Consider the following 24,604-nt stretch of genomic DNA (forward strand, 5'->3'; position numbering starts at 1 on the left):
CAGACGCAGACTCTGTCCCATGGAGAGCGGGACGGGATCCTTTTGTTCTGGGTTTTTGCCCGGTTTCCGTGAGGAGCCGGGCATTTTTATGGAAAGCGGGATTTCTTCTCGACAGTCTGTGCGCTTTTCTGCACAATTCCTTCAATTTCGAAAATTGTGAACTCCGCTATGAAAATCCTTATTGATGAAAACATGCCTTATGCTGAATCGTTATTTAGCCAGCTTGGTGAGGTGGTGTTGAAACCCGGTAGAAGCTTAACGGCTGATGATCTTATCGACGTTGACGCCTTGATGATTCGTTCTGTTACGAAAGTAAATCAAGCACTATTAGCGAAAGCCAATAAATTAAAGTTTGTTGGTACGGCGACGGCAGGTATGGACCACGTTGATCAAGCGCTTTTGGCTGAAAGAGGCATCTTTTTTACTGCCGCACCGGGGTGTAATAAGGTGGGAGTGGCTGAGTATGTTTTCAGTGTATTGATGGTGTTAGCACAGCAGCATGGTTTTTCTGCCTTAGAGAAAACCGTTGGCATTATTGGTGCTGGTCAAGTCGGCAGCTATTTAGCCGAGTGTTTAGCGGGGATTGGCATTAATGTGCTGCTCAACGATCCCCCAAAACAAGCACAAGGTGATTGCCGCGAGTTTACTCATCTTGATGTTTTACTTGATAAAGCGGATGTCATTACGCTGCATACACCCATTACTAAAAGTGGTGAATGGCCAACTCATCACTTGATTGATGAAGTTCGACTTGCCCAGTTGCGCAGTGATCAGATCTTGATCAACGCGGCTCGTGGCCCTGTGGTGGATAACCAAGCGCTGAAACAACGCCTACAGAAAAATGATGGTTTTATTGCCGCTTTAGACGTGTTTGAATTTGAACCTGAAGTGGATATGGAACTGCTGCCTTTGCTCGCCTTTGCGACGCCGCATGTGGCTGGCTATGGGTTAGAAGGTAAAGCCCGAGGCACGACCATGATTTTTAATAGTTTTTGTGAGTATCTTGGCGATGACCATTGCGCGAATGCCAGTAGTTTATTACCCGAGACTCCCATTGCCAAAGTGTATTTATCACGCGGTTGGGATGAGGAAACATTACACAGTTTAACCCAATTGATTTATGACGTACGCAAAGATGACGCCTTGTTTCGCCGTGAAATTGGCAAACCAGGTGCTTTTGATCAAATGCGTAAACTTTATTGGGATAGAAGAGAATATAGCGCGATGACTGTCGTCGGTAGTGAGTCGTGTGATCTCACTCCCTTAGCTAAATTAGGTTTTAAAACAGAGGTAACAAATGAGCCAAGAATTTAATATCGCTATTTTAGGAGCAACCGGCGCGGTTGGTGAAACCATGCTTGAAGTGCTCAAAGATCGCAAATTCCCCGTTGGTGAACTTTACCTACTTGCCAGTGAGCGTAGTGAAGGTAAATTCTACCGCTTCAATGGTAAGACCATACAAGTACAAAATGTTGAAGATTTCGATTGGTCACAAGTTCAGATTGCACTGTTTTCCGCTGGTGGTGAATTGTCCGCAAAATGGGCACCTATTGCCACAGAAGAAGGCGTGGTAGTCATCGATAACACCTCACATTTCCGTTATGAGTACGATATCCCACTTGTTGTGCCTGAAGTGAACCCTGAAGCGATTGCGGATTTCCGTAACCGCAATATTATTGCGAACCCAAACTGCTCAACCATCCAAATGTTGGTGGCGTTAAAGCCGATTCACGATGCTGTGGGTATCGAGCGAATTAACGTATCAACTTATCAGTCCGTTTCAGGAGCTGGGAAGTCAGGCATTGATGAGTTGGCGGGACAAACCGCAAGGCTGTTAAACGGTGTTTCGGCCGATCCTGATGTGTTTAGCCAGCAAATTGCGTTTAACTGCATCCCACAAATCGACCAGTTTATGGATAATGGTTACACCAAGGAAGAGATGAAAATGGTGTGGGAAACGCAAAAAATATTCAATGACTCAACCATTATGGTCAACCCAACTTGTGTACGCGTGCCAGTTTTTTACGGCCATGCTGAGTCACTGCATATTGAAACACGCTTACCGATTGATGCTGAGCAAGTTATTGAGTTATTAGAGAAAACTGAAGGTATTGAAGTATTCAGTGGGAATGATTTCCCCACGCAAGTTCGCGATGCGGGAGGGAAGGATACGGTTCTTGTAGGGCGTATTCGCAACGATATCAGTCACCACAGTGGCATTAACATGTGGGTAGTGGCAGATAACGTGAGAAAAGGCGCTGCAACAAATGCGGTACAAATTGCGGAAGTGTTGATTCGAGATTATTTCTAATTAATACCTAGTAAAAGGAGTGGCTTACCACTCCTTTCTCTCTACATAAAAAAGCCGAGTGATTGATTCACCCGGCTTTTTTATTATCGTCCAGCTTAAGGCTGAGAATGATGGCTATCTTTTTGACTTGTGCGCGTTAGGGTTCTGCTTGCAACTGCCGTCGGCACATTTACCATATAGATAAAGACTGTGATTGGTGAGCTGTACATTATATTGCTCGGCAATCTCTCTTTGGCGTTGTTCGATCACCTCATCTGAAAACTCAATCACTTCACCACAATCTAAGCATACTAAGTGGTCGTGGTGGTGTTGTGTTGAAAGTTCAAAAACGGATTTTCCACCTTCAAAATGGTGACGAGTGACAATACCCGCATCATCAAATTGGTTTAATACTCGATAAACAGTCGCAAGACCGATTTCTTCACCAAGATCAATCAATTTCTTATACAGTTCTTCAGCGCTGATATGTTGGCATTCAGGCTGCTGTAGCACTTCTAAAATTTTTAGCCTAGGAAGGGTAACTTTAAGACCTGCATCCTTGAGCGCTTGGTTATTATCTGACATACACTTTCCTGTTGATGATCTGCAGCAGTTAACAGAATTCATAATTGCGATCATTATAGGGGAGTCACTGCTAACAATAAACCACGAAGTTCAAAGGGTTACTTTATATTTGTCACAAAGCCGCGCAATATCACTGATATAACAGCTCTTACCAGTTACAATTGCGTAACATTTATTAGTGATTGAGTCGATAGGTTTAAAAGGTGAGCACGGAATGAATCACTCTTTAGCAAGATTTTATAAGCCAAATATTGTTAAGTGGGCGTTAAATAGCTGGCCCCCTTTTTGGGGCGCTGGTATCCACATTGATGAAATTAGTAGCGACTTCCGTCAGGTGAAAATGCGCCTAAAGCTGCGGTGGTGGAACAAAAATGCTAATCGCACTCAGTATGGTGGCAGCATTTTCTCTCTCACGGACCCTGTTTACTCTTTGATGTTAATGGGGATTTTGGGTGAGCAATATTATGTATGGGACAAAGAAGCCAGCATCAACTTTATCAAACCGGGCCATTCTGATTTGTATGCGGAGTTTCTGATAACGCAAGACCAACTGGATTCAATCTTAGTGAGCACGGCCAATGGGGATAAATGCTTTCCGGAATTTGTTATCCATGTTAAGGATGCCAAAGGCGAAGTGGTCTCTGAAGTGCAACGTAAATTGTACGTGCGCAAAAAACCTAAATACAGAGAAGAGAGTGATGCAGACAAAATGGTTACTTTTTGTGACCGCTAAGGCTGTCCATTCTGCATTTGACACAGCTCAATCCAAGCTTCGGCGGTGCGAGAAACGTACCGTTCCGCGTGCCATATTAATCCTAAGTGCCAATCAATACTGGGTGTCATCGGTTTGACTAAGACGCCTTCTCCTTGAATTCGTCGACAAAGTGGTTCGGGTAGAAAGGCAACACCTACGCCACTTTTGACCAACGCGACTAAAAAATCCCACTGGCTACTGCGCGCTGCAACTTGTGGTGTAAATCCGTGTTGTAGGCAGAATGAGTGGATGTAGTCACTCAGCGTAAAATCATGGGTATAGAGGTAAAATGGCTCATTTTGTAGTTGCTCCCAACCGATGGCTTCTTGCTGCTTCCAAGGAGATGAATCGGGGAGTACGGCGCAAATGGGGTAACTGTCTAAGGAGAGTGACCGCAGATTATCAATCGGATGAGGCGAAAGCATGGTGACGGCGACGTCAATTTCGCCATTGAGGATAGCTTGCTCTATTTTACGTCCGCCATACTCAACGATGGTGAGCTCTACATGAGGGTAGGTTTGACGGTATTGGCGGATCAGACCTGCGTAAAGGTGTCCAACCATTGGTGGAATACCGAGATGCAGTTGTCCCCGCTTTACCTGATTGAGATCGACCAGCTCGGCTTCTAACTGAGACATCTGCGCTAAGATCTCTAGCGCTCTTTGATAGACAACCTCTCCTGCATCGGTAAGCCAGAAACGTCGACCTTCACGATGTAATAGTGGCTGTTCAATTTCCTGCTCTAGACTGCGGATCATCTTACTGATGGTGGGTTGGGTGACGAACAGTTGCTCGGATGCGCGGGTAAAGCTTTGTTGATTGACCAATTCAACAAAATAGCGCAGTGCTTTAATATCCATAATATCTCCTTTTATCATTCCATTTTGGCATGAAAATGATAATAAAAAGTCATTTTACGATGGTTTTATGGCTTAATATAATGTGACTAATTTCACAAAACGGCATTAGTCTCATCATGCAAAGAATAAGAAACAGCCAAAGAGTAAAAAACAATCTGCAAACAGTGGTACAAGTTGTTGCGCTATCAATGATCTGGTTTTTGGCGGATTTTCTAGTCAGCACTTTTCATATTCCTTTACCAGCAAATTTAACGGGCATGCTATTGCTGTTAACTTTAGTGATTATGAGAGTTGTAAAAGTTGATTGGCTGCGCAAGGGAGCAACTTGGTTATTGGCGGAAATGCTGTTGTTCTTTGTACCAGCGGTCATTGCGGTCGTTAACTATCAAGAGTTAATGCAACAGCAAGGGTTACGAATTATGGCGGTACTTGTCATCAGTACCATCATGGTCATTGCTATTACTGCTTGGACCGTTGATAAAATGTATCGTTTAGAGCTGATATTAGCGCGTAGAAAAAGCAACCGGGCAATACGCCTAACCAAAGTGGAGCGTTCATCATGAGCTCACTACTTACCTCAACGCTGCTTGGTGTATTTTGCTTGCTGCTAACCTTGGCTTTTTACTATGGCAGCAAGTGCCTTTATCAACGTAAACGTTCTATTTTCTTAATGCCGCTGCTATTGGCCCCTATATTGTTAGTGGCTGTTGTGATGATCTTTCACATCCCTTACCAAACCTATATGGCAGAATCTCATTGGTTATTGTGGCTACTTGGTCCGGCGACAGTGGCTTTTGCTATTCCTGTCTATGACAACCGATTGTTGATCAAGCGCCACTGGCTCTCTCTATCCGTGGGAGTGATCGTATCGGTTGTGGTGGCTGTGGGGAGCACGGTTTTGTTGGCTCGTTGGTTTGAATTACCCGATATGCTTCAGCGCAGTTTAGCGATGCGCTCGATTACCACCCCTTTTGCTGTTGAGGCGACGAAGTCAATTGGTGGGCAAAGTGATCTGACTGCTCTATTTGTGGTACTTACTGGGGTGATAGGCATGGCGGTAGGTGAAGTGGTGTTAGCGTTATTATCCATTCGCTCTGGGCTTGGTAAAGGAGCCAGTCTTGGCGCTTCCGCGCACGGTGCAGGAACGGCAAAAGCGTATCAAATTGGCAATGCTGAAGGGGTCGTGTCGAGTGTGGTGATGATGATTGCGGGAATGGTCACTGTGTTGCTTGCTCCATTTATCGGCCGTCTACTTTGGTAAAGAAAAGAGTGCTGTTGTATACGGGTCAATAAAAAATCCCCTCGCAAGGGGATTTTTTATGTTTAAGAGATTAGCCTTCAAGTTCGGCTAAACACATCTCTTCATAAATCTGCTTAACCCATGTGCTGACGCGCTGTTCAGTCAACTCTGGTTGACGATCTTCATCGATGCATAAACCAATAAAGTGGCTATTGTCACCCGCAACCAAGGCTTTAGAGGCTTCGAATTCATAACCTTCAGTTGGCCAGTGGCCAATAATCGTTGCGCCTTTGCTTTCGATAATGTCACGCACTGTACCCATCGCGTCACAGAAGTATTCAGCGTAGTCTTCTTGATCGCCGCAACCGAAAATAGCAACTAATTTCGTCGAGAAGTCGATCGCTTCTAATTCTGGGAAAAAATCATCCCAATCACATTGTGCTTCGCCGTAGTACCAAGTAGGGATACCCAGTAACAATAAGTCAAAATTATCAATGTCTTCTTTGCTGCTTTTCGCAATATCTTGAACGTGAACGAGCTGCTTACCCAGTTGCTTTTGAATCATTTTCGCAACGGCTTCAGTATTACCGGTATCGCTACCAAAGAAGAGGCCTACACTTGCCATAGAATCATTACCTTTAATTTGTCATTTTCTGGCGGATGAGCGTGTTCTTTACCCCAGTCCGGTACCTTCCCAACTGAGTTGGATAAGTCCTTTAAGGATAAAGCCAGCACAACCTAAAAACAGAACTAGCCATACAATACGGCGCCCAAATGGCGGTACATTACCTTGCTTAAGGACATCTTTTATTGCCATACCGATAAGGAAAAATATAGACGCAAAAAGAAGATCGAGTCCAATCGACTCAAGCATGTTCATGTAGTCGTACAGCATGGGTATCCTTTATGCCAATTTGCTTGAGCGCACTATAACACTGTTATTCGTCAAAGTTAATGCGCGCATTGGTACCTATTTCACACTTGTTGTTTCACAGTAAAGCGGCTAGCTGCCAATGAACTTCCTGATCGCTCGTAAAACTTCAACGGGCTTTTCTGCGTGTAGCCAGTGCCCTGTGTTGGCGATGACGTGCGCTTTCGCTTGGCTAAACTGCTGCTGGATCATTTCTTGGTGTTCCGCTAGTAGATAGTCAGAGTTGCTGCCTTTAACCAATAAGGTTGGAACAGAGCTGCAAGGGATTGGTTCCCAGCCTAAAATATTCCAGTAATTTTTTTCAATGGCGGGAACATTAAAACGCCAGCTCATTACACCATCTTCTCGTTTAAATAACGATTTACTGAGAAATTGTCGTACGCCTTCTAGCTCAATATGTTGCGCTAAAATGGCCATGACCTCTGCTCGCGAGGTAGGCTGCTGCGCAATAACCGCGTTGAGCCCCGCCAGTACGTTATCATGTTTCCGATGCTGATAGCTAACGGGTGCCATATCTAAAACCACCAGTTTGGCGACTTTGGATGAGGCGATGTCAGCCAGCTTCATGGCAACTTTACCGCCCATTGAATGGCCAATCAGCGTGACTGAATCACAAGCTAACTCTTCGAGTAAACTAGCAACATCGAATGCCATGCTCGCGTAATCATGTTCCTCACTGTGAAATGATTGACCGTGATTACGCAAGTCAATACTCAATACTTGGTGATCGGCTTTTAGGTCTCTTGCAAGTAAACCTAGGTTGTCTAAATTGCCGAATAAACCATGGATCAAAACAACGGTGTGACCTTCACCTTCGAGTTTGTAATTAAGAAGTGCTGACATTTTATCTTATTAGTGATTGGTTTAACGTAGAGTATCAGTGAAGATCTCGCTATAATCCCTCAGAGTTTAAACATTGAGATTGTGAAAAGCGAATGAAAACAATTGAGGTTGATGAGGATCTATACCGTTATATTGCCAGCCAAACCCAACATATTGGAGAAAGCGCGTCGGATATTTTACGCCGTTTGCTCAATGTTGACGGTAAAGTGTCTGCAGCAGCGGTCGTGACGCAAGTAAGTACCGAGCCCAAGGGCATTGTTGTGAGTAAAGATGCCGTACAAGAGATACAGATTGATAGCGTAAAAGAGATGCGTTCTTTGCTCATTTCTGATGAATTTGCGGCTTTGAAAAAAGCAATTGATCGTTTTATGTTGGTGCTTTCAACCTTATACCGTATCGATCCAGTAAGTTTTGCTGAAGCGACCTTAGTGAAAGGACGTAAGCGTGTGTATTTTGCTGACAACGAGCAAACCTTGCTTGCTAGTGGGCAGACAACCAAGCCAAGAGCGATTCCAAACACACCATTTTGGGTCATTACCAATAACAATACTAGCCGCAAACAACAGATGATCGAGCAGCTGATGGTATTGATGAATTTCCCGAGTGACATTATTGAGAAAGTGACGCACTCAATCTGATTTGTGCCCATTCATAGATAAAAATCTGATTCAAGCCTCATACTGCGGACCACTAAGTCCGTATCATGAGGCTTTTTATTTCGTTGTTATTTTAAGAAAGGATGTCAAAAATGGCTATGCACCCACGCGCCGGACAAAAAGCACGGCAGGAAGACTTACATAATATCCCTGCGCTCGTTGCAAACTACTTTTTACTTCAACCTGATGCGGCTAACCCAGACCATAAAGTACAATTTGGTACTTCGGGGCATCGTGGTTGCGCGGATAAATCGACATTTAACGAAAACCACATTCTTGCTATTGCTCAAGCGGTAGCAGAAGTGCGCGCTCAGCAAGGAACCACTGGGCCGATTTTTGTCGGAAAAGACACGCACGCACTCTCTGAGCCTGCTTTTTCTAGTGTACTTGAAGTACTGATCGCTAATGAAATTGAAGTGATCGTTCAACAGGATAATGGCTATACGCCAACGCCGGGTATTTCACACGCAATCTTGACTCATAACTTGAAGCACGCGCAAAAAGCTGATGGGATTGTGATCACACCTTCTCATAATCCACCGCAAGATGGTGGTATTAAATACAATCCTACCCATGGCGGCCCTGCTGAAGGGGAAATCACCCAAGCGATTGAAAACCGAGCCAATGAGATCATTGCAGAAGGCATGCAAGGCGTGAAGCGTCTGCCTATTATGTCGGCAAAGCAATCGCCGCTGTTTAAACAAGTTGATCTTGTGAAACCTTATATTGATGACTTAGTGAATGTGATTGATATGGAGGCCATCCAAAAAGCCAATCTAAAACTGGGTGTTGATCCGCTCGGTGGCAGTGGTATTGATTACTGGCGTCAAATTGGCAAAGCGTATCAGCTTGATTTAACACTGGTGAGCGAAGCGGTGGATCCGACATTCCAATTTATGTCACTCGATAAAGATGGTGTAGTGCGTATGGACTGTTCTTCTCCTTATGCAATGGCGGGGTTATTAGCGTTAAAAGATCAGTATGATCTCGCGTTTGGTAATGACCCTGACTACGACCGCCACGGCATTGTCACTCCGAAAGGTTTGATGAACCCAAACCATTTCTTAGCCGTATGCATCGATTATCTGTATCGTCACCGCAAGCAATGGCGTAAAGAAGTGGCTGTTGGTAAAACGTTAGTATCAAGTGCATTGATTGACCGTGTGGTCGCCGATCTTGGCCGTGAGCTGTGTGAAGTACCTGTCGGCTTTAAGTGGTTTGTTGATGGCTTATACAGTGGTCACTTCGGTTTTGGTGGTGAAGAGAGCGCAGGTGCGTCATTCCTGCGTAAAGACGGAACGCCTTGGTCAACGGATAAAGACGGTATTATCCTTTGCTTACTGGCGGCGGAAATCACCGCTGTCACAGGTAAAAATCCGCAGCAATATTATGAAGATCTGGCCGCGAAACATGGAGAGTCTAAATATAGTCGTATTCAAGCTGTCGCAAATGGCCCACAAAAAGCAGTGCTGAGCAAATTGTCACCAGAGATGGTCTCTGCGCAAACATTAGCGGGAGATGAGATCACAGCCCGCTTGACGCATGCTCCCGGTAATGGCGCAGCCATCGGTGGATTAAAAGTGACCACTGATTATGGCTGGTTTGCTGCTCGTCCATCAGGCACAGAAGATATTTATAAGATCTATTGTGAAAGTTTTAAGGGCGATGAGCACCTCAAGCAAATCGAAGCGGAAGCGCAACAGATTGTTAATCAAGTCTTTGCCGACGCTGGTTTGTAAGCAAACTTATCAATTAAAATAGGCGGCCAGAGGCCGCCTATTTTATATTTAGTCGTCTATTATCTTGGTTAAAGCTGAGGCCAACTGTCGGGAACGATGAACCAGAACTTTCCGCTGTCACTTTGGCAATGCACAAAACCATGCTCTTCATTTGCTGTGTAACGCGTGCAGTTTTTACCTTTCCCGCTAATCCATTGAGGCTTTTCCAGTAAGAATAACGCTTCATCTATTTGATGTGACTGGCTTTGATAACACCAAAAACCAGCAATTTGTGACGGATTGAGTTTATAACCTAGGCATTCACTAGGAACAAGCTCATCGTGAAAAGGGTTTACATATAAGCGCCCTTGCATCAGTAAATGACGGCTAACGTCACGCCAAAGTGGGTAAGCCGCACTAAATTGGGCTGATTGGGAAAGGGTCAATTGGTGGTTCAGCATATGTTCAAGTTTGAGATCTAATCGATCTTGAGCATTGGGACCATACCACAGCCCTTGATGTAGCAGGTAAAACTTCACTGCGACTTCCCAATGCTCATAACGCTGACTGCGTTTATTTTTGATGACAAAATCTAGCGAACCTAGTGTACTTCCTGCTTCGTTCAATTGAATTTCTTCAGAAACGGCGGAATAAGTGGGGTTTAGCGTAAACAATAAAGAACATAAATGCTGGTAGAGAAAGCCTAATCTAGGGTTCCCTCCATATTCTTCTTTCAATGTCGGAACATTGGGTAAAAAAGGAGTACGCGCCGCGACTACACCCTCTCCTTGAAAAAGAGTAGGGGTTGTCGACACCCAGTGTGCCAGTGTGTTGAGGTCCATTGTCATTAATTGTTCTCGTCCTTATTTTTCGACATTCTAGCTTGAAATTGTTATAACCACGCTAATGATAAAACTCAATTTTGGAATGAAAGATGGATAATTTAAAACTTGAAGCTCTGCTCAATCAAAAGCTTAATCCTCAATTGATTAAAGACTATTGCCCTAATGGATTGCAAGTTGAAGGTCGCACTGAAATCAAAAAGATTGTGACGGGTGTGACGGCCTCGCAAGCGCTGATTGAACAAGCAATTGAACGAAATGCTGACGCTTTATTAGTGCATCATGGTTATTTTTGGAAAAGTGAGCCTGAGTCCATCCGTGGAATGAAAGGCCACCGGATCCGAGCTTTGATACGAAATGATATAAATTTATACGCATATCACTTGCCGTTAGACATCCATCCAGAATTAGGTAATAACAAATTGCTAGCTGATTTATTGGGGATTCATGTTGATGGCGGATTAGAAGGGCACCCGCAGTCGGTCGCCATGTTCGGCCATTTTGAACAAGCGTTGACAGCCGATGAGCTCAGTCAACGAATCGAGCAAGCTTTACAACGACGGCCACTGCACGTAGCTCCGAGCTCAAACAGAATCATCAAAACGGTGGGTTGGTGTACTGGTGGTGGGCAAGATTACGTCGATCTAGCGGCGCAGCACGGATTAGATGCGTTCATCTCTGGTGAAATATCAGAGCGGACTACCTACTCAGCAAGAGAGCAAAATATTCATTATTTTTCTGCAGGGCACCATGCCACAGAACGTTATGGCGTTAAGGCACTGGGAGAATGGTTAGCGAGCGAATATGGCTTTGAGGTTGAGTTTATCGATATCAATAACCCTGTGTAGCGGGTTTGTTTCTGATCAATGCATCCAATGAAAAAAGAGCGAGTGGGAATTCGCTCTTTTCTATTAAGTACTATGACTGGGTTTGCTATTCGCGTTCGTGTAACGGTTTAAAGTTACGCATTTTTTGACCAGTGTAAAGTTGGCGAGGACGGCCAATTTTATTATCTGGATCACTGTGCATTTCATTCCAGTGGGCAATCCAACCGATAGTGCGAGACATTGCGAAGATAACGGTAAACATAGAGATTGGAATACCGATAGCCTTAAGAATAATGCCTGAGTAGAAATCCACGTTAGGGTAGAGTTTTTTCTCAACAAAGTATTCGTCAGAAAGCGCGATGCGCTCAAGTTCCATCGCCACATCTAACAGTGGGTCTTGAATATTCAGCTCTTTGAGCACTTCATGGCAAGCCTCACGCATTACCGTCGCTCTTGGGTCGTAGTTTTTATAAACTCGGTGACCAAAACCCATCAAGCGGAATGGATCATCCTTATCTTTTGCTCTGACGACATACTCAGGAATGTTATCAACGTTGCCTATCTCTTCTAGCATACGCAGACAGGCTTCGTTAGCCCCCCCATGAGCAGGCCCCCACAAAGAGGCAATGCCAGCCGCAATACAGGCAAACGGGTTAGCACCAGAAGAACCGGCAAGGCGAACCGTTGAGGTTGACGCGTTTTGTTCATGATCGGCATGCAGTGTGAAAATTTTATCCATCGCGCGTGCAACCACAGGATTCACTTCATACTCTTCACACGGCGTTGCAAACATCATGTGTAGGAAGTTCTCGGCATAGCTTAAGTCATTACGCGGGTAGATAAATGGTTGGCCGACAGAATACTTGTAGCACATCGCCGCCAATGTTGGCATTTTTGAGAGTAGGCGGTAAGCCGCTATTTCTCGGTGTATATCATTATTAATATCAAGTGAATCATGGTAGAACGCGGCAAGCGCTCCAACCACACCACACATTACAGCCATTGGGTGAGCGTCACGGCGGAAACCGTGGAAGAAACTTGCGATTTGCTCATGAACCATAGTGTGACGCGTCACCGTATGTTTAAACTCTTCATATTGCTTACGATTAGGGGCTTCACCGTAAAGAAGAATATAACAAACTTCCAAGTAATCAGCGTTATTGGCTAATTGATCAATAGGGAAGCCGCGGTGCAGTAACACCCCTTTTTCGCCATCGATATAAGTGATTTGAGATTCACAAGATGCAGTGGCAAGAAAACCAGGGTCAAAAGTGAAGTATCCGTTGGCTCCTAGTTTACGAACGTCGATTACTTGTGGGCCTACAGTCCCATCCATAATCGGCAGCTCGATTGGCGCTTTACCTTCAATATGAAGGGTCGCTTTCTTATCTGCCATAACAATCTCCTTTGTTTATTATTTAATCCGTCCAGGATGTTTGTGTGACATTTTTTTACGTGTGTTCTTAATTAAAGTCAATTTTTCTCGTCTGATGTGTGCACTTGTTTTGATTTTTTATACATATAAAGTTAAAAATCTGTTCTGTGTAGCAAAAATTGTTACATCAATTGTATTAGAATGTTGCGAGCCGTATAGTGGCACTGAAAATTTTGGTGAACACCTTATAAATAAAAGGCTAGAAACTGTATTTCAGTATTGCATTCTGTCTTTGTTGTTAACGGAATTATTACATTTAACTGCGCGATATCGGGCTCTTTATGTTAAAATAATGTTAACTTTTGTGGGTTTTACAACCAAAATTCATTTATAACTATAAATGCTCAATGGAGCTGAGTGAGCAAGCCCGTGAAAGAAAGAAAGTCAAGACCTGTTAATTTAGATTTACAGACCATTCACTTTCCGATCAGTGCGATTGCATCCATCCTACACCGAGTGTCTGGGGTGATGATGTTCGTTGCGGTCGGAATTTTGCTGTGGTTACTCTCCCTCTCGTTAAGTTCTCCGGTAGGTTTTATGGAAGCCAGCAACATTGTGAATGGCTTTTTTGCAAAATTTATTTTATGGGGAATTTTAACAGCGCTGTCTTACCACATTGCAGGTGGTATACGCCATTTGCTGATGGACCTGGGCCACTTTGAAGAGTTGGAGTCAGGGGCTATGAGTGCCAAAGTCGCCTTCATCGCAACAGCAGTGCTTTCAGTTTTAGCGGGAGTATTGGTATGGTAAAACATGTTTCTTCTTTTGGTCGTAACGGAGTGCATGATTATCTGCTGATCCGTGCTTCTGCGATCATTATGACTCTTTATACTATCTACCTAGTCAGCTTCTGTGCTTTCTCTGGTGATATCTCCTATGTTTCATGGACACAGTTTTTTGGTGGAACCTTTACCAAAGTCTTCACAATGCTGGCGTTAGTCTCTGTCCTTATCCATGGTTGGATCGGTTTATGGCAAGTATTAACGGATTACATTAAGTGTTCTAAATTGCGTGGTGGCCTGCAATTGGTCGTTATTGCAGTGCTCTTTGGATACTTCTTCTCTGGCTTATTTGTATTGTGGGGTGCGTAAGTGACTATTCCAGTTCGTGAATTTGATGCCGTAGTGATCGGCGCTGGTGGTGCCGGCATGCGTGCAGCACTGCAAATTTCAGAGCAAGGTTTATCCTGTGCTCTGCTTTCTAAAGTTTTTCCAACACGTTCTCACACGGTTTCGGCTCAAGGCGGTATTACCGTTGCGTTAGGCAACGCGCATGAGGACCACTGGGAACAACATATGTATGACACGGTAAAGGGCTCCGATTATATCGGTGACCAAGATGCTATCGAGTACATGTGTAAGAATGGTCCAGAGTCGGTGATTGAACTAGAGAAAATGGGTTTGCCTTTTTCTCGTTTTGACAATGGCACCATTTATCAGCGCCCATTTGGTGGGCAATCCAAAAATTTTGGCGGTGAACAAGCGGCTCGAACCGCTGCTGCCGCTGACCGTACTGGTCACGCACTACTTCATACCTTGTATCAACAAAACATTAAATATAAGACCACTATTTTCTCTGAGTGGTACGCACTTGATTTAGTGAAAAATGAAGAGGGTGCAGTACTTGGCTGTACCGCATTGTGCATGGAAACAGGCGAAGTTTGTTATTTCAAATCTAAAGCCACAGTGTTAGCGACTGGCGGAGCTGGCCGTATCTATGCTTCAACCACCAACGCGCATATCAATACGGGTGATGGTGTGGGCATGGCTATCCGCGCTGGCGTCCCGATGCAAGATATTGAAATGTGGCAATTCCACCCAACAGGGATTGCTGGTGCAGGCGTTCTTGTGACGGAAGGGTGTCGTGGTGAAGGTGGCTATCTTTTAAATAAAGATGGCGAACGTTTCATGGAACGTTATGCACCAAACGCGAAGGATTTGGCTGGTCGCGATGTAGTAGCCCGCTCAATGATGATTGAGATCCGTGAAGGTCGTGGTTGCGATGGTCCATGGGGTCCGCACATCAAGCTTAAACTGGATCACCTTGGCAAAGAAACTCTGGAATCTCGTCTGCCGGGCGTATGTGAGTTGTCACGTACGTTTGCTCACGTCGATCCAGTTAAAGAACCGATTCCAGTGATCCCAACCTGCCACTACATGATGGGAGGAGTACCGACTCAAGTTTCAGGTCAGGCGATTAAGCAAGATGCTAAAGGCGCTGATGTGGAAGTTCAAGGTTTGTTTGCGTGTGGTGAAATTGCATCAGTATCGGTGCATGGCGCGAACCGTTTGGGTGGTAACTCTCTACTGGATTTAGTGGTCTTTGGCCGAGCAACAGGCTTGCATTTGGGCGAAACGTTGAAAAAGCAAGCGGACGCAAAACCTGCCACAGAAGCGGACATTGAAAAATCGCTAGAACGTTACAACCGCTGGGAAAACAGTACAGGTGGTGAAGATCCCGCGCAAATTCGTAAAGATCTGCAACGTTGTATGCAAAATAACTTCTCGGTGTTCCGTGAAGGTGAAGCGATGGCTAAAGGTCTTGAAGAGCTTAAAGTGATTCGTGAACGTTTGAAGAACGCACATCTTTCAGACAAGTCAACCGAGTTCAACACTCAACGGATCGAGTGTTTAGAGCTGGAAAACTTGATGGAAACAGCATTTGCTACCGCGGTTGCTGCAAATTATCGTACCGAAAGCCGTGGAGCCCACGCTCGCTTTGACTATCCTGAACGCGATGATGCTAATTGGTTATGCCATTCAATTTACAACCCTGAGACTGAAAGCATGTCGAAGCGTAGCGTAAATATGGAACCAATTTATCGTGAAGCGTTTCCGCCTAAAGCGCGCACATACTAAGGAGAAGGCACTATTATGAAATTGAAATTCTCTTTGTATCGCTATAATCCGGATGTCGATCAAAAGCCTTACATGAAGGATTATCTGCTTGAAGTCGAAGAGGGCTCTGACATGATGTTGTTGGATGCACTCATTTTGCTGAAAGAGCAAGATCCCACCATTGCTTTTCGTCGCTCGTGCCGTGAAGGAGTGTGTGGATCTGACGGTTTGAACATGAACGGTAAAAATGGATTAGCGTGTATCACTCCATTATCCGCGCTTTTGGCCAAAGGCACGATTGTTATTCGACCTCTGCCGGGGCTACCAGTCGTCCGTGATTTAATTGTCGATATGGCCCAGTTTTATGAAAATTACGAGAAGGTTAAACCTTACCTTGTGACTGACGGAAACTTGCCTCCAGCTCGTGAGAACTTGCAATCACCAGAAGAGCGAGCGCATTTAGACGGTTTATATGAGTGCATTATGTGCGCTTGCTGCACAACTTCATGCCCTTCTTTCTGGTGGAACCCGGATAAGTTTATCGGCCCAGCAGGTTTGTTGGCGGCTTATCGTTGGCTAATTGACAGCCGAGATACCGCAACAGATGAACGTTTATCTAATCTTGATGATGCTTTTAGCGTTTTTCGTTGCCATGGCATCATGAATTGTGTAAGTGTTTGTCCTAAGGGATTAAATCCGACGAAAGCCATTGGACATATCAAATCAATGCTTGTGAACCGTTCGGTTTAAAATGAATAAAAATTGCAGGTCTTCGGACCTGCCTTTTATAGCTCGGCATAGACCGAAGCAAACGTGAAAACTACTGGTTAAGGGAAAATATGCACAACGGCGTGATGAAGGCATGGCTCGAGTCTTCACACTTGGCTGGCGCCAATGCAACTTACGTAGAGGACCTCTACGAACTGTATCTAAGTGATCCTGATCTGGTAAGTGAGGAGTGGAAACGTGTTTTTGATGGCTTGCCTGCGCAAGCTGACAATGTGGTTGAACAGCCACATTCACGTGTCCGTGACTACTTCCGACGACTCGCGAAAGAAACAAAGCATTACAATGTCCAAGTTAGTGATCCAGATGTCGATGCTAAGCAAGTAAGAGTCTTGCAGCTGATTAATGCTTACCGTTTTCGCGGTCATGAAGCGGCTCAACTCGACCCCCTAGGTTTATGGCAACGCCCATTAGTGGCAGAATTAGACCCAGCGTTCCACAATCTTAACGAAGGTGACTTCGAAGAAACTTTCAATGTCGGCTCTTTTGCTATCGGGCAAGAGACAATGAAATTGAAAGACATTTATCAAGCCCTCAACAAAACCTATTGCGGTTCCATCGGTGCAGAATACATGCACATTATCGACACTGAACAAAAGCGTTGGATACAACAACGTCTTGAATCAGTCGTTGGTCAACCTTCTTTCAGCAAAGAAGAAAAACGAATTTTCCTCGAAGAATTGACAGCCGCAGAAGGCCTTGAGCGTTATTTAGGCGCGAAATTCCCCGGTGCTAAGCGTTTTTCTTTGGAAGGTGGTGACGCGCTCATCCCAATGATGAAAGAGTTGATCCGTCATGCTGGTAGCACAGGTATGCGTGAAGTTGTGATTGGTATGGCGCACCGTGGTCGTCTTAACATGCTCGTCAACGTCTTAGGTAAAAAACCTCAAGATCTGTTCGACGAGTTTGCGGGTAAGCATGGTGAAAGCTGGGGAACGGGTGATGTTAAATATCACCAAGGTTTCTCTGCTGACTTTGCGACACCCGGCGGTGATGTGCATCTAGCCTTAGCATTTAACCCTTCGCATCTTGAAATTGTTAACCCAGTCGTAATTGGTTCAGTTCGTGCTCGACAAGATCGATTGGGAGATGAAGACGGTTCGACAGTGCTACCTATTTCGATTCATGGTGACTCTGCTATCGCTGGCCAAGGTGTCGTTGCCGAGACATTTAACATGTCTCAAGCGCGTGGTTATTGCGTGGGAGGGACGGTACGTATTGTTATTAACAACCAAGTTGGTTTTACCACGTCAAACCCTCGTGATACACGCTCGACTATGTATTGTACTGACATCGCTAAGATGGTTCAGGCACCCATTTTCCACGTCAATTCTGATGATCCAGAAGCAGTTGCTTTCGTCACCCGCATTGCACTCGATTATCGTAATGAATTTAAGCGTGATGTCGTCATTGATCTGGTTTGTTATCGCCGTCACGGCCATAACGAAGCCGACGAGCCAAACGCAACTCAACCGCTGATGTATCAAAAGATCAAAAAGCATCCTACGCCGCGTAAGCTTTATGCCGATGTTTTGATAGAGCGTGGTGAGTTTGATATTGAGATTGCCACACAGTTAGTCAACGAATATCGTGATGCTCTGGATCATGGTGAAGTCGTGGTGAAAGAGTGGCGTCCAATGGCACTGCATTCTGTTGATTGGTCACCGTATATTGGCCATGAATGGGATATGCCATGGAATAATAAAGTTGACCTTGAGCGTTTAAAAGAGCTAGGTAACCGAATTTGTCAGTATCCAGAAAGCCATAAACTGCAAAGTCGTGTGGATAAAATCTATACCGACCGACAAGCGATGGTTAATGGAGAGAAGCTTCTCGATTGGGGTATGGCTGAAACGCTGGCTTATGCAACCTTAGTTGATGATGGAAAGCGAATCCGCATTTCGGGGCAAGACTCTGGGCGTGGAACCTTCTTCCACCGTCACTCGGTATTGCATAACCAAAGTGACGCAAGTACCTATATTCCATTGGCGAATATCCATGATAAACAGGGTCCTTTTGAAGTATTGGATTCGGTTTTGTCGGAAGAAGCAGTGCTAGCTTTTGAATATGGCTACGCGACAGCGGAGCCGAGTGGTTTGACGATTTGGGAAGCTCAGTTTGGTGATTTCGCCAATGGAGCTCAAGTCGTGATTGACCAGTTCATCTCTTCCGGTGAACAAAAATGGGCGCGTTTGTGTGGTTTAACCATGTTGCTACCTCATGGTTATGAAGGACAAGGCCCGGAGCACTCATCAGCACGCCTAGAGCGTTATTTGCAACTGTGCGCCGAACAAAACATGCAAGTGGTGGTTCCCTCTACGCCAGCGCAGGTATACCACATGCTGCGTCGTCAGGTTGTTCGTCCAATGCGTCGACCATTGATCGTTATGTCACCAAAATCGTTACTGCGTCACCCACTATGTATCTCAACACTGGAAGACTTGGCTGACGGATCGTTTTTGCCGGCTATCGGCGAAGTTGACGATCTCAACCCAGCGAATGTCAAACGTGTTGTGTTCTGCTCTGGTAAGGTTTACTACGACCTGCTTGAACAGCGCCGCAATAACGAACAAGGTGATGTTGCTATCGTCCGTATTGAACAGCTATATCCATTCCCGAAAGAAGAAGTGGAAGCGGTTATCGCTCAATACACTAATGTTGTTGACTATGTATGGTGCCAAGAAGAGCCTCAAAACCAAGGTGCTTGGTACAGTAGCCAACATAACTTCCGTTCTGCCATTCCAGCCGGTGCTGATCTGAAATACGCAGGTCGCCCTGCATCAGCATCACCAGCCGTTGGTTATATGTCGGTACACTTGAAACAACAAAAAGCGTTGGTTGAAGACGCTCTGACCCTAGCTTAACGAACTAGAAGTAAAAGGAAGACACAGATTATGACAATTGAAATTCTGGTTCCAGATCTACCTGAATCAGTGGCTGATGCAACAGTCGCGACATGGCATAAAAAGCCAGGTGAAGCCGTCGCTCGTGATGAAGTACTCGTTGAGATTGAAACTGATAAAGTAATTCTTGAAGTGCCAGCGCCTGAGGCGGGTGTTCTCGAAGCCATTATCGAGCAAGAAGGTGCGACGGTGCTTTCGAAACAGTTATTGGCGAAATTGAAACCCGGTGCCGTTGCAGGTGAACCGACGAAAGATACCACCAACGATACAGAGCCGTCTCCTGATAAACGCCACAAAGCCACACTGACAGACGAAACGAATGATGCGCTTAGCCCTGCGGTACGCCGTTTACTCGCCGAGCATGGTTTGGAAGCAAGCCAAGTGAAAGGCTCTGGTGTGGGTGGACGTATCACGCGTGAAGATATTGATGCTCATCTAGCGGCTGCAAAATCAGCGTCAGCAGTTGCTTCAAGTCAACCTGAGCCTGTCGTTGCGATGGCGCGCAGTGAAAAACGTGTACCGATGACGCGTTTGCGTAAACGTGTTGCGGAGCGCCTGCTTGAGGCAAAAAATAGCACGGCGATGTTGACGACGTTTAATGAAGTTAACATGAAGCCTATCATGGATCTGCGTAAGCAATATCAAGGTCTGTTTGAAGAGAAACACGGTATTCGTTTAGGCTTTATGTCTTTCTACGTGAAAGCGGTAACAGAAGCGTTAAAGCGTTACCCAGAAGTGAATGCATCTATTGATGGCCAAGATATTGTGTATCACAGCTATTTTGATATTAGCATGGCAGTTTCAACGCCTCGTGGCTTAGTGACTCCGGTTCTTAAAGATTGCGATACGCTAAGCCTTGCCGAAATTGAGAAGGGCATCAAAGAGCTTGCACTCAAAGGAAGAGATGGCAAATTGACGGTTGAAGAACTGACTGGCGGTAATTTCACAATTACGAATGGCGGTGTGTTTGGATCGTTAATGTCAACACCGATCATCAATCCGCCGCAAGCGGCCATATTGGGTATGCACAAAATCCAAGACCGCCCAATGGCTGTGGATGGCAAAGTAGAAATTTTACCAATGATGTACCTAGCACTTTCTTACGACCACCGTTTGGTGGATGGCCGTGAGTCAGTTGGTTTCCTTGTGACAGTAAAAGAGCTACTTGAAGATCCAGCACGTCTGCTACTGGACGTGTAACCTCACTGAACGTTGTTCAGTGAATGTAAGGCTAGGCAGGCTCACGTCTAGCCTTCATTTAAGCAAAAGGCTACAAGCTATCCTCTTGGATAAATTGCAGCCGCTTAATTTGAGAAGCACCCTACAGATATATGGCGCAGCATAGCTGCCGCTTTATGGAAATAATAAATCCCCTAAGGGATAAACAAACGGAAGAACATAATGAATTTGCATGAATATCAAGCCAAACAGCTGTTTGCAGAATTCGGTTTGCCTGTACCGGAAGGTTATGCCTGTGATACTCCACAAGAAGCTTTTGAAGCGGCGGGTCGGATTAGTACAGCGAAGAAAGTTGTTAAGTGTCAAGTGCATGCAGGTGGTCGCGGTAAAGCGGGTGGCGTTGAGTTGCACGACACTAAAGATGGTGTCAAAGAGTTTGCTCAAAAATGGCTAGGTAAACATCTGGTTACTTATCAAACGGACGCAAATGGCCAGCCAGTATCAAAAATTTTGGTTGAAGAAGCCTCTAATATCGCGAATGAGCTTTACTTAGGCGCTGTTGTTGACCGTGCGACTCGTCGTGTCGTGTTCATGGCCTCAACAGAAGGCGGCGTGGAAATTGAAAAAGTAGCGGAGGAGACTCCGGAGCTGATTCATAAAGCCGCAATTGATCCTTTGGTTGGTCCGCAAGCCTATCAAGGCCGCGAACTTGCTTTCAAACTTGGCTTGGAAGGCGACCAAATTAAGCAATTTGTGAAGATCTTTCTAGGTCTTGGCGCTATGTTTACCCAGTATGATCTTGCATTGCTAGAAATCAACCCATTAGTTGTCACCGCTGAAGGGAACTTGTTGTGCCTTGATGGCAAGATCAACATCGACTCAAACGCACTTTATCGTCAACCTAAACTTCGTGAAATGCACGATCTCTCACAAGAAGATGAGCGCGAAGCTCATGCTGCTCAGTGGGAACTGAACTATGTTGCTCTTGATGGCAATGTTGGCTGCATGGTGAACGGTGCTGGCCTTGCAATGGGCACCATGGATATTGTTAACCTTCATGGCGGCAAACCTGCAAACTTCCTTGATGTTGGTGGTGGTGCAACCAAAGAGCGTGTTGCTGAAGCGTTCAAAATCATTTTGTCTGATGACAACGTGAAAGCCGTATTGGTGAATATTTTCGGCGGTATCGTACGTTGCGATATGATTGCAGAAGGCATTATCGGTGCGGTGAAAGAAGTTGGTGTAACGGTTCCCGTAGTCGTGCGTTTGGAAGGTACAAACGCGGAATTAGGACGCGGAGTACTCGCAAATTCTGGTCTTGATATCATTGCAGCTGAGTCGTTAACGGACGCAGCTCAGAAAGTTGTTACTGCGGCGGAGGGTAAATAATGTCGGTACTTATTAATAAAGACACCAAAGTAATCTGCCAAGGTTTCACTGGTGGTCAAGGAACTTTCCACTCCGAACAGGCGATTGCCTACGGTACACAAATGGTCGGTGGGGTTTCTCCGGGTAAAGGTGGTCAAACTCACCTTGGTCTGCCTGTATTTAATACGGTGCGTGACGCAGTGAAAGCAACGGGTGCAACGGCAACCGTTATTTATGTACCTGCACCATTTTGTAAAGACGCTATTTTAGAAGCAATTGACGCTGGTATTGAACTTATTGTGACGATCACGGAAGGTATACCGACTACCGATATGATTGACGTAAAAGTGAAGCTCGAAGAGACTGGTGTGCGTATGATTGGCCCGAACTGTCCGGGTGTGATTACACCGGATGCGTGTAAGATCGGCATCATGCCAGGCCACATTCATAAGAAAGGAAAAGTGGGTATTGTTTCTCGTTCAGGAACGCTAACTTATGAAGCCGTTAAGCAAACAACAGATGAAGGCTTTGGTCAGTCAACGTGTGTTGGTATCGGCGGTGACCCAATCCCGGGCTCTAACTTTATTGATATCTTGAAACTATTCCAAGACGATCCTGAAACAGAAGCGATTGTGATGATTGGCGAGATCGGTGGTACAGCCGAAGAAGAAGCCGCTGCATTCATTAAAGAGAATGTCACGAAACCGGTGGTGTCTTATATTGCTGGTGTGACTGCGCCTCCGGGTAAACGGATGGGCCATGCTGGCGCTATCATTTCTGGTGGCAAAGGGACAGCTGATGAGAAATTTGCAGCGCTTGAAGCCGCGGGTGTGAAAACCGTCAAAAGCCTTGCTGATATCGGAAAAGCATTGCGTGAAGTGACGGGTTGGTAATCACGCCTCCCTCAGTTTGAAGACAAACCCCGAACCTTGTTTCGGGGTTTTTACTTTAGATTCAATAGGTTTTGATACTAGCGTTTTACAAGTTGACTGCACATAAACATCGTTGTAGCCGTCACGACAACCGAAGGGCCTGCAGGTGTGTCAAAATGCCACGAGAGGATTAGCCCGCCCAGCACAGCTAAAGCGCCGACCAAAGAAGCCAATATTGCCATCTGCTCTGGGGTTTTTGTGAGTCGTCTAGCGGTCGCCGCGGGAATAATCAGCAGCGATGTCATAATCAGAGCACCAACAAATTTCATTCCTAGTGCAATCACCACCCCAATTAATAGCATTAGCAGCAAACGCATTAAATCAACGTTGATACCCTCAACAAACGCAAGCTCTTCGTTCACTGTAGTTGAAAGTAATGGCCGCCAAAAAAGAAATAGCAGTGCACTTACTGCAATCGCTCCCCCCCAAATGAAGGCTAAATCGGTAAAGTTCACTGCCAATAAATCGCCAAAGAGATAGCTCATTAAATCGATGCGAACGTTATCAAGGAAGCTTACTGCAATGAGACCAATGGATAACGAGCTGTGAGCGAGAATGCCGAGCAAAGTGTCTGTCGCCACAAGCTGCTGTTTCTGCATAGTAACCAAAATGATTGCAAGCCCAAGACAGCAAACGAGCAACGCAAGATAAAGGTTGATATCAAGCAAAAAGCCTAGCGCCAATCCCATCAGCGAGGCGTGTGCGAGGGTATCGCCAAAATAAGCCATTTTTCGCCAAACCACGAATGACCCAAGGGGACCTGCGATAACGGCAATACCAAGGCCTGCTAATATTGATGGAAGAAGAAATTCAATCATGATGGTGACCGTGTGAATGATTTGAACAGCAAGTTGCATCTCCTTTCACAGGTTGGCCTGCTAAGTCGTGATGATGCTGATGTTTGTGATGGTAAAAAGCTAAGGCTTCGCGATTGCGCGTACCAAATAAAGCGATATAGCTTGGGTGTTGAGTAATCGTTGCAGGTGAACCGAAACAGCAAACATGGTGATGAAGACAGATAACATCATCCGTTTTTGCCATCACCAGATGCAAATCGTGAGAGACCATGAAGACACCACAGCCGAAACGATGTCGTATGGCATCGATAAGATCATACAGATCAATTTGCCCTTGCACGTCAACACCTTGAGCTGGTTCATCAAGAATTAGAATATCTGGGCGCTGTAGCAATGCACGGGCGATAAGAATCCGTTGTGTTTCACCACCGGACAGCTTATGCATATCATAATCAAGAAGATGCTCGGCCCCGACTAGTCTGAGTGCGTCTAGCAACTCTTGTTGACTAAAACGTCCGGCCAAACTTAAAAATCGTTTAACGGGGAGTGGTAACGCGTCATTAAGTTTTAACTTTTGAGGAACATAACCAATTTTAAGGTTTTTTACGCGCGTCATCGTTCCGCTATGGACGGGCTGTAGCCCGAGCAATACTTTAACGAGCGTCGACTTGCCCGCACCATTAGGACCTATCAGTGTGGTAATCTTCCCTTTTTCTAGGTTGATACTGACATTGTCCAAAACACGGCGGTTGTTGAATTCGACACAAATGCCTTGCAGCTGAATTAAGTTGGACATGAATGGAACTTATTTGCAATTCGGA

The 24,604-nt window shown here is 45.3% G+C and carries 25 protein-coding genes; 16 read left to right on the forward strand and 9 right to left on the reverse strand.

Annotated elements, in window-relative coordinates:
• Positions 1 to 168: 168 nt before the first annotated feature.
• On the forward strand, positions 169 to 1,314 hold the full coding sequence (locus tag DD616_RS08970; protein ID WP_026028062.1) for a 4-phosphoerythronate dehydrogenase: 1,146 nt from the start codon (positions 169 to 171) through the stop codon (positions 1,312 to 1,314).
• Entirely contained in the window at positions 1,298 to 2,311 is a 1,014-nt protein-coding gene (locus DD616_RS08975) for an aspartate-semialdehyde dehydrogenase (protein ID WP_013856334.1), read from the forward strand. The genes DD616_RS08970 and DD616_RS08975 overlap by 17 nt, the downstream gene beginning before the upstream one ends.
• 114 nt (positions 2,312 to 2,425) lie before the next feature.
• On the opposite strand, the gene fcrX is transcribed toward DD616_RS08975, so the two are convergent.
• Positions 2,426 to 2,875 carry a ferric iron uptake transcriptional regulator FcrX gene (gene fcrX, locus DD616_RS08980; protein ID WP_010318689.1) on the reverse strand — a complete coding sequence of 150 codons (450 nt, stop codon included), beginning with the start codon at positions 2,873 to 2,875 and terminating at the stop codon, positions 2,426 to 2,428.
• Positions 2,876 to 3,089: 214 nt separating this feature from the next.
• On the opposite strand from fcrX, the gene DD616_RS08985 reads away from it, so the two are divergent.
• Positions 3,090 to 3,608 carry a DUF4442 domain-containing protein gene (locus DD616_RS08985; protein WP_010318688.1) on the forward strand — a complete coding sequence of 173 codons (519 nt, stop codon included), beginning with the start codon at positions 3,090 to 3,092 and terminating at the stop codon, positions 3,606 to 3,608.
• On the opposite strand, the gene DD616_RS08990 is transcribed toward DD616_RS08985, so the two are convergent.
• Entirely contained in the window at positions 3,605 to 4,489 is an 885-nt protein-coding gene (locus DD616_RS08990; RefSeq protein WP_094129040.1) for a LysR family transcriptional regulator, read from the reverse strand. The genes DD616_RS08985 and DD616_RS08990 overlap by 4 nt on opposite strands.
• A 116-nt stretch (positions 4,490 to 4,605) precedes the next feature.
• Between DD616_RS08990 and DD616_RS08995 the strand changes: the two genes are divergently transcribed.
• Together DD616_RS08995 and DD616_RS09000 are read left to right on the forward strand one after the other, a co-directional pair.
• Positions 4,606 to 5,052: a CidA/LrgA family protein gene (locus DD616_RS08995; protein ID WP_013856338.1), complete on the forward strand. Its 447-nt coding sequence runs from the start codon at positions 4,606 to 4,608 to the stop codon at positions 5,050 to 5,052.
• On the forward strand, positions 5,049 to 5,750 hold the full coding sequence (locus DD616_RS09000; protein ID WP_013856339.1) for an LrgB family protein: 702 nt from the start codon (positions 5,049 to 5,051) through the stop codon (positions 5,748 to 5,750). Before DD616_RS08995 ends, DD616_RS09000 begins: the two co-directional genes overlap by 4 nt.
• 70 nt (positions 5,751 to 5,820) lie before the next feature.
• Here DD616_RS09000 and fldA read toward each other — a convergent pair whose 3' ends face one another.
• From fldA to DD616_RS09015, 3 genes are all read right to left on the reverse strand, one after another.
• A complete protein-coding gene (fldA, locus tag DD616_RS09005; RefSeq protein WP_013856340.1) occupies positions 5,821 to 6,354 on the reverse strand; it encodes a flavodoxin FldA in 534 nt (177 codons plus the stop codon).
• A gap of 48 nt (positions 6,355 to 6,402) precedes the next feature.
• On the reverse strand, positions 6,403 to 6,624 hold the full coding sequence (locus DD616_RS09010; RefSeq protein WP_010318683.1) for a DUF2788 domain-containing protein: 222 nt from the start codon (positions 6,622 to 6,624) through the stop codon (positions 6,403 to 6,405).
• A 108-nt stretch (positions 6,625 to 6,732) separates the two neighbouring features.
• Positions 6,733 to 7,503 carry an alpha/beta fold hydrolase gene (locus DD616_RS09015; RefSeq protein WP_017045728.1) on the reverse strand — a complete coding sequence of 257 codons (771 nt, stop codon included), beginning with the start codon at positions 7,501 to 7,503 and terminating at the stop codon, positions 6,733 to 6,735.
• Positions 7,504 to 7,595: 92 nt separating this feature from the next.
• On the opposite strand from DD616_RS09015, the gene seqA reads away from it, so the two are divergent.
• Positions 7,596 to 8,141, forward strand: coding sequence for a replication initiation negative regulator SeqA (gene seqA / locus DD616_RS09020; RefSeq protein ID WP_010318681.1), 546 nt, complete (start codon positions 7,596 to 7,598; stop codon positions 8,139 to 8,141).
• Between the two features lie 110 nt (positions 8,142 to 8,251).
• Positions 8,252 to 9,898, forward strand: coding sequence for a phosphoglucomutase (alpha-D-glucose-1,6-bisphosphate-dependent) (gene pgm, locus DD616_RS09025; protein WP_026028060.1), 1,647 nt, complete (start codon positions 8,252 to 8,254; stop codon positions 9,896 to 9,898).
• Between the two features lie 68 nt (positions 9,899 to 9,966).
• Here the strand turns inward: pgm and DD616_RS09030 are convergent, their stop codons facing one another.
• Entirely contained in the window at positions 9,967 to 10,725 is a 759-nt protein-coding gene (locus DD616_RS09030) for a DUF1853 family protein (protein WP_208872187.1), read from the reverse strand.
• An 86-nt stretch (positions 10,726 to 10,811) separates the two neighbouring features.
• On the opposite strand from DD616_RS09030, the gene DD616_RS09035 reads away from it, so the two are divergent.
• The gene (locus tag DD616_RS09035) at positions 10,812 to 11,567 is read left to right on the forward strand and encodes a Nif3-like dinuclear metal center hexameric protein (RefSeq protein ID WP_013856344.1); all 756 of its coding nucleotides are present in this window, start codon (positions 10,812 to 10,814) and stop codon (positions 11,565 to 11,567) included.
• Positions 11,568 to 11,652: 85 nt separating this feature from the next.
• Here the strand turns inward: DD616_RS09035 and DD616_RS09040 are convergent, their stop codons facing one another.
• A complete protein-coding gene (locus tag DD616_RS09040; protein ID WP_017042719.1) occupies positions 11,653 to 12,942 on the reverse strand; it encodes a citrate synthase in 1,290 nt (429 codons plus the stop codon).
• Positions 12,943 to 13,338: 396 nt separating this feature from the next.
• On the opposite strand from DD616_RS09040, the gene sdhC reads away from it, so the two are divergent.
• From sdhC to sucD, 8 genes are all read left to right on the forward strand, one after another.
• Positions 13,339 to 13,731, forward strand: coding sequence for a succinate dehydrogenase cytochrome b556 subunit (gene sdhC, locus DD616_RS09045; protein WP_010318676.1), 393 nt, complete (start codon positions 13,339 to 13,341; stop codon positions 13,729 to 13,731).
• Complete coding sequence (sdhD, locus tag DD616_RS09050; protein ID WP_010318675.1) at positions 13,725 to 14,072, forward strand: succinate dehydrogenase, hydrophobic membrane anchor protein; 348 nt, start codon at positions 13,725 to 13,727, stop codon at positions 14,070 to 14,072. Before sdhC ends, sdhD begins: the two co-directional genes overlap by 7 nt.
• Entirely contained in the window at positions 14,073 to 15,839 is a 1,767-nt protein-coding gene (gene sdhA, locus DD616_RS09055; RefSeq protein ID WP_013856347.1) for a succinate dehydrogenase flavoprotein subunit, read from the forward strand.
• A 15-nt stretch (positions 15,840 to 15,854) separates the two neighbouring features.
• Positions 15,855 to 16,568, forward strand: coding sequence for a succinate dehydrogenase iron-sulfur subunit (locus tag DD616_RS09060; RefSeq protein WP_013856348.1), 714 nt, complete (start codon positions 15,855 to 15,857; stop codon positions 16,566 to 16,568).
• An 89-nt stretch (positions 16,569 to 16,657) separates the two neighbouring features.
• Positions 16,658 to 19,468 (forward strand): 2-oxoglutarate dehydrogenase E1 component, encoded by a 2,811-nt coding sequence (gene sucA, locus DD616_RS09065; protein ID WP_170899968.1) that lies wholly within the window; start codon positions 16,658 to 16,660, stop codon positions 19,466 to 19,468.
• A gap of 30 nt (positions 19,469 to 19,498) precedes the next feature.
• A complete protein-coding gene (odhB, locus tag DD616_RS09070; RefSeq protein ID WP_013856350.1) occupies positions 19,499 to 20,707 on the forward strand; it encodes a 2-oxoglutarate dehydrogenase complex dihydrolipoyllysine-residue succinyltransferase in 1,209 nt (402 codons plus the stop codon).
• 201 nt (positions 20,708 to 20,908) lie between these two features.
• Positions 20,909 to 22,075 carry an ADP-forming succinate--CoA ligase subunit beta gene (gene sucC / locus DD616_RS09075; protein WP_208872188.1) on the forward strand — a complete coding sequence of 389 codons (1,167 nt, stop codon included), beginning with the start codon at positions 20,909 to 20,911 and terminating at the stop codon, positions 22,073 to 22,075.
• Entirely contained in the window at positions 22,075 to 22,947 is an 873-nt protein-coding gene (sucD, locus tag DD616_RS09080; RefSeq protein WP_013856352.1) for a succinate--CoA ligase subunit alpha, read from the forward strand. Before sucC ends, sucD begins: the two co-directional genes overlap by 1 nt.
• Before the next feature lie 77 nt (positions 22,948 to 23,024).
• Here sucD and znuB read toward each other — a convergent pair whose 3' ends face one another.
• Together znuB and znuC are read right to left on the reverse strand one after the other, a co-directional pair.
• The gene (gene znuB / locus DD616_RS09085) at positions 23,025 to 23,804 is read right to left on the reverse strand and encodes a zinc ABC transporter permease subunit ZnuB (protein WP_026027242.1); all 780 of its coding nucleotides are present in this window, start codon (positions 23,802 to 23,804) and stop codon (positions 23,025 to 23,027) included.
• A complete protein-coding gene (znuC, locus tag DD616_RS09090) occupies positions 23,797 to 24,579 on the reverse strand; it encodes a zinc ABC transporter ATP-binding protein ZnuC (protein WP_013856354.1) in 783 nt (260 codons plus the stop codon). Before znuC ends, znuB begins: the two co-directional genes overlap by 8 nt.
• Between the last annotated feature and the right edge of the window lie 25 nt (positions 24,580 to 24,604).

Origin of the sequence: Vibrio anguillarum (genome assembly GCF_003390515.1) — a bacterium.
GTDB lineage: Bacteria > Pseudomonadota > Gammaproteobacteria > Enterobacterales > Vibrionaceae > Vibrio > Vibrio anguillarum.

Excerpts from the sequence above, each read along its gene's own strand:
- DD616_RS08970 (WP_026028062.1), top strand. The coding sequence starts at position 169 with ATGAAAATCCTTATTGATGAAAACATGCCTTATGCTGAATCGTTATTT.
- DD616_RS08975 (WP_013856334.1), top strand. The coding sequence starts at position 1,298 with ATGAGCCAAGAATTTAATATCGCTATTTTAGGAGCAACCGGCGCGGTT.
- fcrX (WP_010318689.1), bottom strand. The coding sequence starts at position 2,875 with ATGTCAGATAATAACCAAGCGCTCAAGGATGCAGGTCTTAAAGTTACC.
- DD616_RS08985 (WP_010318688.1), top strand. The coding sequence starts at position 3,090 with ATGAATCACTCTTTAGCAAGATTTTATAAGCCAAATATTGTTAAGTGG.
- DD616_RS08990 (WP_094129040.1), bottom strand. The coding sequence starts at position 4,489 with ATGGATATTAAAGCACTGCGCTATTTTGTTGAATTGGTCAATCAACAA.
- DD616_RS08995 (WP_013856338.1), top strand. The coding sequence starts at position 4,606 with ATGCAAAGAATAAGAAACAGCCAAAGAGTAAAAAACAATCTGCAAACA.
- DD616_RS09000 (WP_013856339.1), top strand. The coding sequence starts at position 5,049 with ATGAGCTCACTACTTACCTCAACGCTGCTTGGTGTATTTTGCTTGCTG.
- fldA (WP_013856340.1), bottom strand. The coding sequence starts at position 6,354 with ATGGCAAGTGTAGGCCTCTTCTTTGGTAGCGATACCGGTAATACTGAA.
- DD616_RS09010 (WP_010318683.1), bottom strand. The coding sequence starts at position 6,624 with ATGCTGTACGACTACATGAACATGCTTGAGTCGATTGGACTCGATCTT.
- DD616_RS09015 (WP_017045728.1), bottom strand. The coding sequence starts at position 7,503 with ATGTCAGCACTTCTTAATTACAAACTCGAAGGTGAAGGTCACACCGTT.
- seqA (WP_010318681.1), top strand. The coding sequence starts at position 7,596 with ATGAAAACAATTGAGGTTGATGAGGATCTATACCGTTATATTGCCAGC.
- pgm (WP_026028060.1), top strand. The coding sequence starts at position 8,252 with ATGGCTATGCACCCACGCGCCGGACAAAAAGCACGGCAGGAAGACTTA.
- DD616_RS09030 (WP_208872187.1), bottom strand. The coding sequence starts at position 10,725 with ATGACAATGGACCTCAACACACTGGCACACTGGGTGTCGACAACCCCT.
- DD616_RS09035 (WP_013856344.1), top strand. The coding sequence starts at position 10,812 with ATGGATAATTTAAAACTTGAAGCTCTGCTCAATCAAAAGCTTAATCCT.
- DD616_RS09040 (WP_017042719.1), bottom strand. The coding sequence starts at position 12,942 with ATGGCAGATAAGAAAGCGACCCTTCATATTGAAGGTAAAGCGCCAATC.
- sdhD (WP_010318675.1), top strand. The coding sequence starts at position 13,725 with ATGGTAAAACATGTTTCTTCTTTTGGTCGTAACGGAGTGCATGATTAT.
- DD616_RS09060 (WP_013856348.1), top strand. The coding sequence starts at position 15,855 with ATGAAATTGAAATTCTCTTTGTATCGCTATAATCCGGATGTCGATCAA.
- sucA (WP_170899968.1), top strand. The coding sequence starts at position 16,658 with ATGCACAACGGCGTGATGAAGGCATGGCTCGAGTCTTCACACTTGGCT.
- odhB (WP_013856350.1), top strand. The coding sequence starts at position 19,499 with ATGACAATTGAAATTCTGGTTCCAGATCTACCTGAATCAGTGGCTGAT.
- sucC (WP_208872188.1), top strand. The coding sequence starts at position 20,909 with ATGAATTTGCATGAATATCAAGCCAAACAGCTGTTTGCAGAATTCGGT.
- sucD (WP_013856352.1), top strand. The coding sequence starts at position 22,075 with ATGTCGGTACTTATTAATAAAGACACCAAAGTAATCTGCCAAGGTTTC.
- znuB (WP_026027242.1), bottom strand. The coding sequence starts at position 23,804 with ATGATTGAATTTCTTCTTCCATCAATATTAGCAGGCCTTGGTATTGCC.
- znuC (WP_013856354.1), bottom strand. The coding sequence starts at position 24,579 with ATGTCCAACTTAATTCAGCTGCAAGGCATTTGTGTCGAATTCAACAAC.